Raw genomic sequence first — 13,649 nt, forward strand, 5'->3', positions numbered from 1 at the left:
GGAACCCTCAGACCACCGCGCCCCGCCCCGGGTCGTCATCATCGTCGTCGTCCGTGCGCATGCGCATCACCAGCGTGGCGAAGCCGCCCAGGAAGCCGCCGATGCACAGCGTGGTCAGCCACCAGGTCATGTCCCAGCCGAGGAGCACGGCGAGCAGCAGGAGCAGCGGGCCGCCCAGGACGCCGAGCCAGGCGAACCGGGAGGTGACGTCGGCCTCCGGGAGGGGCGGGGGCTCCGGCGGGACGAAGTGGCCCTCGTCGGACTCGTCGAGGTCGTCCTCCGCCGGCTCGGCCACGCTGTAGTCGCGGGGGCCCGCGCCGCCGACGCCGGGGGCGAAGGAGACGGAGCCGCCGAGCGGCTTGGCCGGCTTGTCCTCGGCCTTGCGGGGCGACGTCTTCGTGTCGCCGCCGTCCTCGTCGTTGGTCTCCGCCTCCAGCAGCGCCAGATCCTCGATCGACTTGAACGGCTTGGCGCCCGGCGGGTCCGGCGGCTCCTCGCCGTACCCGGAGACGATCGCCTCCCACGCGGCGGCCTCGTCGAAGGGCACGCCCTTCTCCTCCGGCTCGCGGCCTTCACGGTCCGAGTCGTTCTCAGCCACCTGTGGTCGTCCCTTCCTTGCCGAGGCCGGGCTCCTGCTCCTTCACGGCGCCGGGCGCCAGCCGGCCGATGAACGCGGTGCTCTCCTCGAAGATCCGCTCCGCGTCATGGTCCAACGTCGCCACGTGGTAGCTCTGTTCCAGCAGGACCTCCGTCACGTCCGTCGACGACACCCGGCCGAGGATCCGCGCCGAGTCCGCGGGCGGCACCACATGGTCCTGCGGGCTGCGCATCAGCAGCAGCGGCTGGGTGACCTGGGGCAGCTCGCCGTCGACGAGCCGGAAGAAGTTCCGCAGGGAGTGCGCCGCGTGCAGCGGCACCCGGTCGTACCCGAGCTCACTGCTCCCCGGCTTCGCGATGTCGCTGGCGATGCCCTTCGTCGTCGGGACAAGATGACGCAGTACGGGAAGGGCGTGTGCGGCCGCGCCGTGCACCTTGTTCGCCGGGTTCACGACCATCACCCCACTCACCGCGTCCCCGTGCCGCGCCGCCAGCCGCAGCGCCAGCGCGCCGCCCATCGACAGCCCGGCCACGAACAGCCGCTCGGAGCGGTCCCGCAGCAGCCGCAGCTCGCGGTCCACCTGCGCGTACCAGTCCTGCCAGCCGGTGGCCGCGAGGTCCTGCCAGCGGGTGCCGTGTCCGGGCAGCAGCGGCAGCGAGACGGTGAGGCCGTGTCCGGCGAGGTGCTCCGCCCAGGGGCGCAGCGACTGCGGCGAACCGGTGAAGCCGTGGCAGAGGAGCACGGCGGTCTCCCCGCCCTCGTGGCGGAACGGCTCGGCTCCGGTCAGGACCGACACGCTCGGCCTCCTGTTCGTAGGAAGGTACGTGATGAAAGTAGGCATGAAGGGTCGCGCGAAGCGCGGTAGGGCACACGGATTGCAGGACCTTCACCGTACGCGACGGTACTGACACCGACCAGGGCCGTCGGAGCCATTGACGGTGTCCCGGGATATGGTCTGACCTACACACACAGGAGGCACTCGGTTGTTGTACGGCACGATGAAGGTCGCCATCGGAGGGCCGCTGAAGCTCGCCTTCAGGCCCTGGGTGGAGGGCCTGGAGAACATCCCCGCCGAGGGCCCCGCCATCCTGGCCAGCAACCACCTGTCGTTCTCCGACTCCTTCTTCCTTCCGGCCGTACTGCACCGCAAGGTCACCTTCATCGCCAAGGCGGAGTACTTCACCACACCGGGGATGAAGGGCCGGCTGACGGCCGCCTTCTTCAAGGGCGCGGGCCAGCTCCCGGTGGACCGCTCCGGTGCGCGCGGCGCCGGTGAGGCCGCGATCAAGAGCGGCATAGAGGTGCTGGAGCGCGGCGAGCTGTTCGGGATCTACCCGGAGGGCACCCGCTCGCCCGACGGCCGGCTCTACCGCGGCAAGCCGGGCGGCCTCGCGCGCGTGGCGCTGGCCACCGGGGCACCCGTGATCCCGGTCGCGATGATCGACACGGAGAAGATCCAGCCTCCCGGGCAGGTCAGGCCGAAGCTGATGCGACCCGGCATCCGGATCGGCAAGCCGCTGGACTTCACCCGTTACCAGGGCATGGAGCACGACCGTTTCGTCCTCCGCGCGGTGACGGACGAGGTCATGTACGAAATCATGAAGCTCTCCGGCCAGGAGTACGTCGACATGTACGCCACCGCCATGAAGCGCCGGCTGGCGGAGGCGGTCAAGGCCGAGAAGGAGGCGGAGAAGGCGGCGAAGGCCGCCCTCGCCCGCGCGGAGAAGGAACAGGCCGAGAAACTGAGGGCCGCGATGGAGCAGGCCGACCGGGAGCAGACCGAGAGACCGTCCGGCCCGTAACCGGGCCGGACGTCAGTGGGGGGCGTGGGGGACATGGCCGGACGCGAGAGAGTCATGCGCATGTCGGTCGAGCAGCCGCTGTGGCGGGCGCTGGCCGGCTACCGGGTCCTCACCATGATGTACGCGGTCGGCCTGTTCGCCGCCGCCCACCGGGAATTCGCCCGCCCCTGGCTCGCCGTCTCGTTCTTCGCCGTGCTGGCGGTGTGGACCCTCGCCACGCTGCCCAAGGTCGCGAGCGCCGCCGCCTGCACCAAACCCTTCCTCACCGCCGACCTGACCATCGCACTGACCGGCGTCCTGCTCACCCCCCTCGCCGACGACCCCGACCGCGTCCACGCGGGTGGCCCCACCCTGCCGTCGATCTGGACCGCCGGATCCGTGCTGGCCTTCGCCATCAAGGGCGGCTGGCGCTGGGCGGCCCTCGCCTCCACCCTCGTCGCCGCCGCCAACCTCGTCGAGCGCGGCGGCCCCGCCCGCGACACCGTGCACAACGTGATCCTGGTCTGGGTCGCCTCCATCGCCATCGGCTACGTCGTCGAGGTCGCCCGCGCCTCCGAGCGCACCCTCGCCCGCGCCCTGGAGATCGAGGCCGCGACCCGGGAACGGGAGCGGCTGGCGCGGGACATCCACGACGGCGTCCTCCAGGTGCTCGCGATGGTCCAGCGGCGCGGCGCCGTGATCGGTGGCGAGGCCGCGGAGCTGGGCCGGATGGCCGGTGAACAGGAGGTGGCCCTGCGCACGCTCGTTTCCGGCGGCCTCGTCCCGGTCTCCCGCGCCTCGGAGGACGCCGGCCGGGGCGCCGTCGTGCGGGCCGTGGACCCGGAGGACGACGGGGACGGCACCGGGGACGACGGGCCGGTCGACCTGCGTCCCCTGCTCGCCCCCTACGCCGGAGCCCTGGTCAGCCTCGCCGAGCCCGGAGCGCCGGTCCGGCTGGCCCCGGCCGCCGCGCGGGAGGTCGCCGCCGCCGTCGGGGCCGCCCTGGACAATGTGCGCAGGCACGCCGGTGAGCGGGCCCGAGCGTGGATCCTGGTCGAGGACGAACCGGACGAGGTGATCGTCACCGTCCGCGACGACGGACCCGGCATCCCCGAAGGCCGGCTCGCCCAGGCCGAGGGCGAGGGCCGGCTCGGCGTGGCCCTCTCCATCCGGGGGCGGCTGCGCGACCTCGGCGGCAGCGCCGACCTGGTCTCGGTACCGGGGCAGGGCACGGAGGTCGAGCTCAGGGTGCCCAAGGAGACGAAGAACGTGAACGACCCGCGGGGGAAGGCGGAGCAGCGATGACGGACAGCACCGGACAGCACACGGACCCGGCGATCAGGGTGATGGTCGTCGACGACCACCCCATGTGGCGCGACGCCGTCGCCCGCGACCTCTCCGAGTCCGGCTTCGAGGTCGTCGCCACCGCGGGCGACGGCGACCAGGCGGTGCGCCGCGCCAAGGCCGCCGCACCGGACGTCCTCGTCCTGGACCTGAACCTGCCCGGCAAGCCCGGCGTCCAGGTCTGCAAGGAGGTCGTCGCCGGGAACCCCGCCGTCCGTGTGCTCGTCCTCTCCGCCAGCGGTGAGCACGCCGACGTCCTGGAGGCGGTGAAGTCCGGCGCCACCGGCTATCTGCTGAAGTCGGCCTCCACCGAGGACCTCCAGGACGCGGTGCGCCGTACCGCCGTCGGTGACCCGGTGTTCACCCCGGGCCTGGCCGGGCTGGTCCTCGGCGAGTACCGCCGCCTGGCCTCCGAACCAGCCGGTGCCGCGCCCGCCGACGGCGAGCCGGGGGCGCCCCGGCTGACCGACCGTGAGACCGAGGTGCTGCGCCTGGTCGCCAAGGGCCTCAGCTACAAACAGATCGCCGAACGGCTCGTCATCTCCCACCGCACGGTGCAGAACCACGTACAGAACACCCTCGGCAAGCTCCAGTTGCACAACCGCGTGGAACTCGTCCGCTATGCCATAGAGCGCGGCCTGGACGACGAGTAGCGCGTCACCGCGCCTGCCTTGGACGGCTCTGGGACTCCCGTATATTCGTCACTTCGTCGCCGGTACGACAATGGGCCCGGCGCAACCCCCGGAGGAAACCTGTGGAGATCCTGGCGTTCGGTGTGCAGGCCGACGAGAAGCCCCTGGTGGAGCGGGCCTTCGAGGGCCACCACCCGGTGCGCGGGCTGGACGTCTTCCTCAACACGGACACCGCGCCCATCGCCGCCGGTCACGAGATCATCTCCACCAGCGTCAACTGCGACCTGGGCGCCGAGGTGCTCTCCGACCTCGCGGCCGGCGGCACCCGGATGGTCGCCCAGCGCTCCACCGGCTTCAACAACATCGACCTGGAGGTCGCCGAACGGCTCGGCCTGACGGTCGCCCGGGTCTCGTACTACTCCCCGTACTCGGTCGCCGAGTTCGCCTGGACCCTCGCCATGGCGGTCAACCGCCGGGTCGTCCGCGCCTCCATCCGCACCCGCGACTTCGACTTCCGGCTCAACGGACTGATGGGCCGTGACCTGCACGGCCGCACCGTCGGCGTCCTCGGCACCGGGAAGATCGGCGAGGCGTTCGCCCGGATCGCCCACGGCTTCGGCATGCGGCTGCTCGGCTGGGACATCGCCGAGAACCCCGCCTGCCGGGAACTCGGCATGACCTACGTCCCCAAGGAGCAGCTCCTCGCCGAGTCCGACCTGATCAGCCTGCACGTCCCGCTGCTGCCGCAGACCCAGCACCTGATCGACGCCGACGCCCTGAAGACGATGCGGGACGACGCGATCCTGGTGAACTCCAGCCGCGGCGGCCTCATCGACACCGCGGCTCTCGTCACCGAGCTGCGCGCGGGCCGCTTCACCGGCGTCGGCCTCGACGTGTACGAGGCCGAGGCGGGCCTGTTCTTCCTCGACAAGTCCCTCGAGGCCGTCGACGACGACACCCTGGCCCGCCTCGTCACCTTCCCCAACGTGCTGATGACCTCCCACCAGGCGTACTACACCGAGGACGCCGTGGGGCAGATCGTCGAGACCACCGTGAACAACGTCCTCGACTACACCGCGGGCCGGCGCTCCGAGAACGTGCTGGTGCCGCGCAGCTGACCCATCAGCTCCCGCACCACCGCCGCGCCGTTCAGGGTCAGCACCGACTCGGGATGGAACTGCAGCGACGCGAACCCCGCGCCCCGCAGCGCGTGCACCTCACCGCCCGCCGTGCGGCTCACCTCGACGCCGTGCGCGGCCAGCTCCCGCGCGGTGTCGTCGTCGCAGTGCGCCACGAAACTGTTGTAGAAGCCGACCGTCTCCGGCCGCCCGAAGAGATCGATCTGGGTCTGCGCCCCCTGGTACGGGACGTCCTTCCGGACGATCTCCAGGCCCAGCTCGGCCGCGATCAGCTCGTGGCCGAGACAGACGCCGAGGACGCCGTGCCGGTCCTCCCGGATCACGTCGGCGGTCAGCGCGCGCAGGAACCGCATCTTCGGGTCCGTCGTGTCGGACGGCTCGCCGGGGCCGGGTCCCAGCACCAGGGGCCCCTCGTGCGCCAGGACCGTCCTGCGCAGGCCCGGTTCGTCGTAGCGGCGCACGGTCACTTCGAGGCCGGCGGCGCGCAGCACATGGGCGAGCATCGCGGTGAAGGTGTCCTCCCCGTCGACCACCAGGGCATGACCGGTGAGTGCGTCCGACCGCTCCTGCATCCGCAGCCAGAACGGCGCCAGCGAGGAGCGGCGCCCGTCCAGCGCCGCCCTCACCCGCGCGTCGTCGGCCAGCTTCGGCCGTACGGACTCCTCGCGCGGGCGCCCGGGGCGCACGCCCAGCGCGGCCAGTACCCCGGCCGCCTTGGCGTGCGTCTCCGCGACCTCGTCGGCCGGGTCCGAGCCGCGCACCAGCGTGGCCCCGACCGGCACCCGCAGCCGTCCGGCCGCGTCGATGTCGGCGGTCCGGATGAGGATGGGGGAGTCGAGCGTCTGGGCGCCGCCCTCGTCGCGGCCGATGAGCGCCAGCGCGCCCGCGTAGTAGCGGCGTCCGCCGACCTCGTGCCGCTCGATCACCCGGCAGGCGTTCTGCACCGGCGACCCGGTGACGGTCGCCGCGAACATGGTCTCCTTCAGCACCTCGCGCACATCCAGCGAGGACCGGCCGCGCAGCTCGTACTCGGTGTGGGCGAGGTGCGCCATCTCCTTCAGCCGGGGGCCGATCACCACCCCGCCCATGTCGCCGACGGTGCACATCATCTTGAGTTCCTCGTCGACGACCATCGACAGCTCCTCGATCTCCTTGCCGTCGGCCAGGAACTCCAGCAGGTGCTCGGGGGTCGGTCCCCCGTCCGGGTAGCGGTAGGTCCCGCTGATCGGGTTCATCACGACCGTCCCGCCGGAGGCCCTGACATGCACCTCGGGGCTGGCCCCGACCAGGGTCCGCTCCCCGGTGTGGACGACGAACGTCCAGTACGCGCCCCGCTCGCCGACGAGGAGCCGCCGGAACAGCGCCAGCGCGTCGGCCCGCCCGAACCCGGAGATCTCGCCCTCGTACGTTCTGCGGATCACGAAGTTGGCGCCCTCGCCCCGCCCGATCTCCTCGTCGAGGACCCGCCCGACGATCTCCGCGTACTCCTCGTCACCGACGTCGAAGCCGCCGCCCTCAACGCGGACGTCATGGGCGGGAAGCCGGTCGAGGGCTTCGGCGAGGGGGATCTCGTGGCGCTCCTCGGGGGTCAGCACCAGCAGCGGGGTGCCGTCGTCGCGCACATCGAAGCCGCGCTCGCGGATCTGCCGGAAGGGGACGAGCGCCAGCCCCTCGTCGGGGAGGTCGGCCAGGTGCTCGCGCGTGCCGACCGGGCCGATCAGCAGCTCGACCATGTCGTGGTCGTGGCCCGGCGTGCGGCGGCGCAGCAGGGCGAAGGGACGGTCGTCGTGGGGGAGCCGTGCCAGGTCCATCGTGCGTTCCTCGTCTCGTCAGGGGGAGAGGAACGACCCCGGGAAACACCGAAGGCCGCCCCTCGGGCGGCCTTCGCGAAGTTTGATGCGTACGCGCAGTCAGTGGGCCGCCGGGAGAGCGGTCCACCACCAGGTGCGGGTCGAGTGCGCGAACATGGCAGGCACGCTACACGATGTGACGTGCGCCGCGTGAGGTCCCACGGAGCCGTCTCACTGGATGAGCGAGGCGAAAGGCACCCGAACCGACCGCGTAATGTTGAGCCTGTGACCGTGAACGCTGACTCTCGAAGCCTCGCCGCTCAGGCGACATGGCGGAACCTGCCCGCGGCGCAGCAGCCCGAGTACCCGGATGCCCAGGCTCTGCGCGATGTGATCGCCGAGCTGGAAACGTATCCCCCTCTGGTGTTCGCCGGCGAGTGCGACCAGCTGCGCGCGCGTATGGCGGCGGTCGCCCGGGGTGAGGCGTTCCTGCTCCAGGGCGGTGACTGCGCCGAATCCTTCGACGGGGTGTCCGCCGAGCACATCCGGGCGAAGTTGAAGACGCTCCTCCAGATGGGCGCCGTGCTCACGTACGCCGCGTCCGTGCCCGTGGTGAAGGTCGGGCGGATCGCGGGCCAGTACTCCAAGCCCCGCTCCAAGCCGACCGAGACCCGTGACGGGGTGACGCTGCCCACGTACCGGGGTGACTCCGTCAACGGCTTCGACTTCACCGAGAAGGCCCGAATCCCGGACCCCGAGCGGCTGAAGCGCATGTACCACGCGTCGGCCTCCACGCTGAACCTGGTGCGCGCCTTCACCACCGGCGGTTACGCCGACCTGCGCCAGGTGCATGCCTGGAATCAGGACTTCGTGAAGTCGTCCCCGTCCGGCCAGCGCTACGAGCAGCTCGCCCGCGAGATCGACCAGGCGCTGAACTTCATGCAGGCCTGCGGCGCGGAGCCGGAGGAGTTCAAGACCGTCGAGTTCTTCTCCTCGCACGAGGCGCTGCTGATGGACTACGAGTCCGCGCTCACCCGCGTGGACTCCCGCACCGGGCATCTGTACGACGTCTCCGCGCACATGGTGTGGATCGGCGAGCGCACCCGGCAGCTGGACCACGCGCACATCGAGTTCGCCTCGAAGATCCGCAACCCGGTCGGCATCAAGCTCGGCCCGAGCACGACGGCCGAGGAGGCGCTGCAGTACATCGAGCGCCTCGACCCGGAGCGTGAGCCCGGCCGGCTGACCTTCATCGTCCGGATGGGCGCGGACAAGATCCGCGACAGGCTTCCGGAGCTGGTCGAGAAGGTCACCGCGTCCGGTGCCACCGTCGCCTGGATCACCGACCCGATGCACGGCAACACCTACGAGGCGGCCTCCGGTCACAAGACCCGCCGGTTCGACGACGTGCTCGACGAGGTGAAGGGCTTCTTCGAGGTCCACAAGGAGCTCGGCACCCACCCGGGCGGCATCCACGTGGAACTCACGGGAGACGATGTCACCGAGTGCGTGGGCGGCGGCGACGAGATCTTCGTCGACGATCTGCACCAGCGCTACGAGACGGCCTGCGACCCGCGGCTCAACCGCAGCCAGTCCCTGGACCTGGCGTTCCTCGTCGCGGAGATGTACCGCGACCAGTAGCGGGACCGGCCGGTGACCCGGCGGCACGGGGTGGGGCGCGGATCACATCGGATCGCGTCCCACCCCTCTTTTGTGCCCTCCGAGCGGCAGGTAAGGTTAGGTTAGCCTCACCGATCAGGGGTCGGTACGGCTCGGCCCAGCACTTCGTCGGGAGGTGACCAGCGTGTTCGTCTGCAGCTGCTTCGGCGTGACCGAGGAACAGGTGAAGAGGCACGCGGAGGCCGGAGCGTGCACGCCCCGGCAGATCGCCTCCGCCTGCAAGGCGGGCACCGACTGCGGCGGCTGTGTACGGCGCATCCAGGCGCTGCTCGGCCGCGGCTCCTGCCCCCGCCGGCAACTGATCGACCAGGGCGACCAGCCGCTCACCGCCGAGCTTCCGGAAGCCGCCTGAGGGTCCGCCCGCCGGGGCCTCACCGCACCTAGCGGGTCGAGAAGCCGCCCGTGCCCGGGCCCGACGCGTCGGGCTGGGACTGCTCGACGACCGTCGACAGGTACAGCGCCTCGCCCAGCTTCTCGATCAGTTCCAGCTGGGTGTCGAGGTAGTCGATGTGGTGTTCCTCGTCGGCCAGGATCGCCTCGAAGATATTGGCCGAGGTGATGTCGTTCTTGTTGCGCATGACCTCCACCCCGCGGCGCAGCCGGTCGATCGCCTCGAGCTCGACCTCCCGGTCGGCCTGGAACATCTCGGTGACGGTCTGCCCGACCCGTACGTGGAACAGGCGCTGGTAGTTCGGCAGGCCGTCGAGCAGCAGGATGCGGTCGGTGAGCACCTCGGCGTGGCGCATCTCGTCGAAGGACTCGGCGCGCGTGTACTCGGCGAGTTTGGACCAGCCCTTGTGGTCCTGCAGCTTCGAGTGCAGGAAGTACTGGTTGACCGCCGTGAGCTCGGCGGTCAGCTGCTCATTGAGGAATTCGATGACCTCGGGGTCGCCCTGCATCGCATGGACTCCTTCCGCGCGGGGGAACTGGCGGGTTGGGGCGCATGATGGCACCCGATGCGGAAGATCGTCCAGTAAGTGTTGACTTAGTGAGTAAAGGAATACTTGGCGATTTTCGCCCCTGAGTGTCCTTGATTGCCGGATTCTGCTTGGCCCGGTTCAGGGGCATCGCCCCCGGTCTGTCAGGATGGAGACATGGGTCAGCCGGCGGAACGCGAAACGGGGGAGCACGCGGCACAAGGAGCGGCGCATCCCGAGCTCCCGCCGGGGCAGCGGCTGCAGAAGGGCTGGCCGGTCACGCACTACGGACCGGTCCCCAAGTTCCGTCCCGAGCGCTGGGAGTTCCGGGTCTTCGGCGCCACCGCCGACGGTGAGAAGCACTGCTGGAACCACGAGGAGCTGACGGCACTGCCGTACGCCACCGTGGTGGCCGATCTGCACTGCGTCACCAAGTTCAGCATGGTCGGTGCCGAGTGGGGCGGCATCCCGGCGCGGACCATCGTGGACATCGCACCGCCCGCGCCCGACGTCACCCATGTGATGGTCTGGGCGGAGTACGGGTTCAGCTCCAACCTGCGGCTCGCGGACTTCACCTCCGGGCGCTCCCTCTTCGCCACCCACAAGGACGGCGAGCTGCTGACCGCCGAGCACGGCTTCCCGCTGCGGCTGGTCGTCCCCCATCTGTACGCCTGGAAGGGCCCCAAATGGGTGCGCGGTGTGGAGTACATGACCGCCGACCGCCGGGGCTTCTGGGAGGAGCGCGGGTACCACAACGTCGGTGACCCGTGGCGGGAGCAGCGCTACTCCTACCAGGAGCAGCCCGGAGAGGGCCCCGAGATCTGACCCGGGGGCGCGCTCAGGAGTCCCGGAGTTTCTTCAGCCGCTCCACGTCCGCCGCGTGTCCTTCCCTGCCGCCGGGCGTCTCGACGACCAGCGGTACGCCCTCGGTCGCCGGATGCGTCATCAGCGCCCGGAAGGGATCCTCGCCTATGTGCCCCGCGCCGATGTTGGCGTGCCGGTCCTTGTGCGCGCCGACCACGTCCATGGAGTCATTGGCGTGGATCAGCTTCAGCCGCCCCTCGCCGACCGTGCCCACCAGCAGATCCAGCGTCTGACGCATCCCGTCCGGCCCGGTCAGATCGTGTCCGGCGGCGAAGACGTGGCAGGTGTCCAGGCAGACACCCAGCTTCGGGTGGGCGTCCAGCGCCTCGAAGTACGGTCCGAAGTCCCAGGTCCGTGAGCACAGTGAGGAGCCCTGGCCGGCGGTCGACTCCAGCAGCAGGAACGGGTCGTCGTCATGGGTGAGCTCGTCCAGCAACGGCAGCAGGCGCTCCCGTACCTGCCGCAGGGCGACGGACCGCTCCCGGCCACCGGTCGCACTGCCGGTGTGCACCACCACGCCCCGCGCGCCGATCTCCCGGCCGCGCCGCAGGGAGTGCCGCAGTGACTCCACCGACCGCTCCACGGTCGCCTCGGTGTGGGACCCGAAGTTGATCAGATAGGGAGCGTGCACATACGCCGGGATCGATCCCTGCGCGCAGGCCGCGCGGAAGGCCTCGTCCTGCTTCGGGTTACCGGCCGGGGTGGCCCAGCCGCGCGGATTGGCGACGAAGACCTGCACGGTCTCGGCGCGCAGCTCACGGGCGTAGGACAGGCCGACGGAGTGCAGGCCGCCGGCCACGGGAACGTGGCCGCCGATCGGGTTGCGGGCGGGGCCGGACGGGTGACTCTTCACGCGTCAAGGGTGACATGAGCGCGGAAGTCCCCCGTCCGGCCCCTCCCGTCAGCCGATCTCGATGACGATCGTCGAACCCTTCGGCGCGGTGTCGCCGCCGTCCACGGACTGGCCCTTGACGGTGTCACTGAACAGGCCGAACAGCCCGCGGTCCTCCTTGACCCGGAAACCGGCGCCCTCCAGCCGCTCCCTGGCGTCGCCCACGCTGTCGCCGACCACGTCCGGCACCTCGACCATCTCCGGGCCCTTGGACAGCGTCAGCGTCACGGTGTCGCCCTCGGCGGCCTCCCCGCCGGGGGCCGGGGTCTGCCGGGCCACCTCGCCCGCGTCGTGTTCGGAATTCACCCGCTCGGCGGCGACCTCCACCTTCAGGCCGGCCTCCTCCAGCTCCGCGCGCGCGTCCTCCAGCGCGTCACCCGTCACATCGGGCACGTCCACCGGGCTTCCCTTGCTCACGGTCAGCGCCACCGCGGAATCCGCGCGGACCTCGGTGCCCTTGCCCGGCTCCGTGGAGATCACGGACCCCGCGGGCACCGTGTCACTGAACTCCCTGGTGGCCATGCCCGGCTTCAGGCCCTCGTCCTCCAGCATCGAGCGTGCCGTGTCCAGCGGGTAACCGTCGAGGTCGGGCACCCGCACCGTCCGCGGTCCCTTGGAGAGGGTCAGCGACACCGAGTCGTTGCCCCGGATGCGGGCGCCGGCCTTCGGGTCGGTGCTGATCACCTTGCCCCGCTCCACCGTGTCGCTGTACTCCTCCTCCACCTGGCCGACGTCCAGCCCGGCCTCGGCCAGCCGGTCCCGGGCCTGCTGCTCGGTCTTCGTCAGCAGCGGCGGGACCTTGGTGAACTGGCCGGAGTTGATGTACCACACGCCCGCGCCGAGCCCGAGGACCAGCAGCACGGCCACGGCGATCGCCGTCGGGCCGCGCCACAGCGCGGTGGTCCGGCGCCGGGGCGGCAGCGGCGGCGGTGACGCGAACCGGCTGGTGTGATGCACGGGGCCCGCGCCCTCGTCCTCGTTGACGGGCAACGGGCGGGGGACAGTGAGGGCGCGCGGGATGACGCTCGTACGGTCGTCCCTGTTGTCGTGCCGAGCGTGCTCCGCCATCAGCGCCTGCGGCGGCATCGCGTCGAGCTGCTCGCCGGTGAGCCGGCCGCGCGCGTCGCGGGCCCGCGCGAGCAGCGCCACCGCGTCGTGCGGACGCACCTCGGGGTTGCGCGCGGTCGCCGACGCCACCAGCTCGTCCAGCTCGTACGCCATGCCGGGCACGACGGCCGACGGCGGCGGCACGTCGTCGTGCAGGTGCTTGTACAGCACGATCGCGGGGGAGTCGCCCTCGTGCGGCCTCTCGCCGGTCAGCATCTCGTAGAGGAGGATGCCGCAGGCGTACACGTCCACACGGGGGTCGGCGACGCCGTTCTCGATCTGCTCCGGGGCCAGGTACGAGACCGTGCCCAGCACGGTGTCCGAGGTGTTCGTCACCGAGTCCACCGCGCGGACCAGTCCGAAGTCGGCGACCTTGACCCGGCCGTCGTCCCCTATCAGCACGTTCTCGGGCTTCATGTCCCGGTGCACGAACCCGGCCCGGTGCGCGGCGCCGAGCGCGGCCAGCATCGGCTCCAGGATGTCCAGCGCGGCCCGCGGCTGCAGCGCCCCGCGCTCGCGCAGCACGTCGCGCAGGGTGCAGCCGGCGATGTACTCCATCGCCAGATAGACGTACCCCCGGTCGGTGCCCTGGTCGAAGACCTGCACCACGTTCGGGTGGGCCAGCCGCGCGACGGACTTGGCCTCGCGGATGAACCGCTCGACGAACGAGGCGTCGGAGGCGAGGGAGGGGTGCATCACCTTGAGCGCGAGGATACGGTCGAGGCGGGTGTCCATGGCCCGGTAGACCGTGGCCATCCCGCCGACCGCGATCCGCGCGTCGACGCGGTAGCGGCCGTCGAGCACCTGCCCGACCAGAGGGTCCTGAAGGGTCGTGTCCACGCGCCGAGTCTACGAGGCCGCACCGACACCGCCGCCCTGTTCACCCTCTGTTGCAGCGGACCTGT

The 13,649-nt window shown here is 71.1% G+C and carries 14 protein-coding genes; 7 read left to right on the top strand and 7 right to left on the bottom strand.

What is annotated here, in order from left to right:
* Positions 1 to 7: 7 nt before the first annotated feature.
* Together ACIF9R_RS04190 and ACIF9R_RS04195 are read right to left on the bottom strand one after the other, a co-directional pair.
* The gene (locus ACIF9R_RS04190; RefSeq protein WP_399974048.1) at positions 8 to 598 is read right to left on the bottom strand and encodes a hypothetical protein; all 591 of its coding nucleotides are present in this window, start codon (positions 596 to 598) and stop codon (positions 8 to 10) included.
* Positions 591 to 1,394 (bottom strand): alpha/beta hydrolase, encoded by an 804-nt coding sequence (locus ACIF9R_RS04195; RefSeq protein ID WP_399974051.1) that lies wholly within the window; start codon positions 1,392 to 1,394, stop codon positions 591 to 593. Before ACIF9R_RS04195 ends, ACIF9R_RS04190 begins: the two co-directional genes overlap by 8 nt.
* A 202-nt stretch (positions 1,395 to 1,596) precedes the next feature.
* Here ACIF9R_RS04195 and ACIF9R_RS04200 point away from each other — a divergent pair, with 202 nt between their 5' ends.
* From ACIF9R_RS04200 to ACIF9R_RS04215, 4 genes are all read left to right on the top strand, one after another.
* Entirely contained in the window at positions 1,597 to 2,400 is an 804-nt protein-coding gene (locus tag ACIF9R_RS04200) for a lysophospholipid acyltransferase family protein (RefSeq protein ID WP_399974928.1), read from the top strand.
* 33 nt (positions 2,401 to 2,433) lie between these two features.
* Positions 2,434 to 3,684, top strand: coding sequence for a MacS family sensor histidine kinase (macS, locus tag ACIF9R_RS04205; RefSeq protein ID WP_399974054.1), 1,251 nt, complete (start codon positions 2,434 to 2,436; stop codon positions 3,682 to 3,684).
* Positions 3,681 to 4,376, top strand: a complete 696-nt coding sequence (locus tag ACIF9R_RS04210; RefSeq protein ID WP_399974056.1) for a response regulator — start codon at positions 3,681 to 3,683, stop codon at positions 4,374 to 4,376. Before macS ends, ACIF9R_RS04210 begins: the two co-directional genes overlap by 4 nt.
* Positions 4,377 to 4,477: 101 nt before the next feature.
* Positions 4,478 to 5,473, top strand: coding sequence for a 2-hydroxyacid dehydrogenase (locus ACIF9R_RS04215; RefSeq protein ID WP_399974059.1), 996 nt, complete (start codon positions 4,478 to 4,480; stop codon positions 5,471 to 5,473).
* On the opposite strand, the gene ACIF9R_RS04220 is transcribed toward ACIF9R_RS04215, so the two are convergent.
* Together ACIF9R_RS04220 and ACIF9R_RS04225 are read right to left on the bottom strand one after the other, a co-directional pair.
* Positions 5,425 to 7,305, bottom strand: a complete 1,881-nt coding sequence (locus tag ACIF9R_RS04220; protein ID WP_399974062.1) for an anthranilate synthase family protein — start codon at positions 7,303 to 7,305, stop codon at positions 5,425 to 5,427. The genes ACIF9R_RS04215 and ACIF9R_RS04220 overlap by 49 nt on opposite strands.
* A 99-nt stretch (positions 7,306 to 7,404) precedes the next feature.
* The gene (locus ACIF9R_RS04225; protein ID WP_125510426.1) at positions 7,405 to 7,461 is read right to left on the bottom strand and encodes a trp operon leader peptide; all 57 of its coding nucleotides are present in this window, start codon (positions 7,459 to 7,461) and stop codon (positions 7,405 to 7,407) included.
* A gap of 108 nt (positions 7,462 to 7,569) precedes the next feature.
* On the opposite strand from ACIF9R_RS04225, the gene ACIF9R_RS04230 reads away from it, so the two are divergent.
* Positions 7,570 to 8,925 carry a class II 3-deoxy-7-phosphoheptulonate synthase gene (locus ACIF9R_RS04230; RefSeq protein ID WP_399974065.1) on the top strand — a complete coding sequence of 452 codons (1,356 nt, stop codon included), beginning with the start codon at positions 7,570 to 7,572 and terminating at the stop codon, positions 8,923 to 8,925.
* 163 nt (positions 8,926 to 9,088) lie between these two features.
* Positions 9,089 to 9,316, top strand: a complete 228-nt coding sequence (locus ACIF9R_RS04235; RefSeq protein WP_399974071.1) for a bacterioferritin-associated ferredoxin — start codon at positions 9,089 to 9,091, stop codon at positions 9,314 to 9,316.
* Between the two features lie 28 nt (positions 9,317 to 9,344).
* Here ACIF9R_RS04235 and bfr read toward each other — a convergent pair whose 3' ends face one another.
* Positions 9,345 to 9,863 (bottom strand): bacterioferritin, encoded by a 519-nt coding sequence (bfr, locus tag ACIF9R_RS04240; protein WP_399974074.1) that lies wholly within the window; start codon positions 9,861 to 9,863, stop codon positions 9,345 to 9,347.
* 195 nt (positions 9,864 to 10,058) lie between these two features.
* Between bfr and ACIF9R_RS04245 the strand changes: the two genes are divergently transcribed.
* On the top strand, positions 10,059 to 10,706 hold the full coding sequence (locus tag ACIF9R_RS04245; protein ID WP_399974077.1) for a sulfite oxidase-like oxidoreductase: 648 nt from the start codon (positions 10,059 to 10,061) through the stop codon (positions 10,704 to 10,706).
* A 13-nt stretch (positions 10,707 to 10,719) separates the two neighbouring features.
* On the opposite strand, the gene ACIF9R_RS04250 is transcribed toward ACIF9R_RS04245, so the two are convergent.
* Entirely contained in the window at positions 10,720 to 11,598 is an 879-nt protein-coding gene (locus tag ACIF9R_RS04250; protein WP_399974079.1) for a deoxyribonuclease IV, read from the bottom strand.
* A gap of 48 nt (positions 11,599 to 11,646) precedes the next feature.
* Positions 11,647 to 13,584: a Stk1 family PASTA domain-containing Ser/Thr kinase gene (gene pknB, locus ACIF9R_RS04255; RefSeq protein WP_399974082.1), complete on the bottom strand. Its 1,938-nt coding sequence runs from the start codon at positions 13,582 to 13,584 to the stop codon at positions 11,647 to 11,649.
* Between the last annotated feature and the right edge of the window lie 65 nt (positions 13,585 to 13,649).

This window comes from Streptomyces sp. NPDC086080 (assembly GCF_044540255.1).
Lineage (GTDB): Bacteria > Actinomycetota > Actinomycetes > Streptomycetales > Streptomycetaceae > Streptomyces.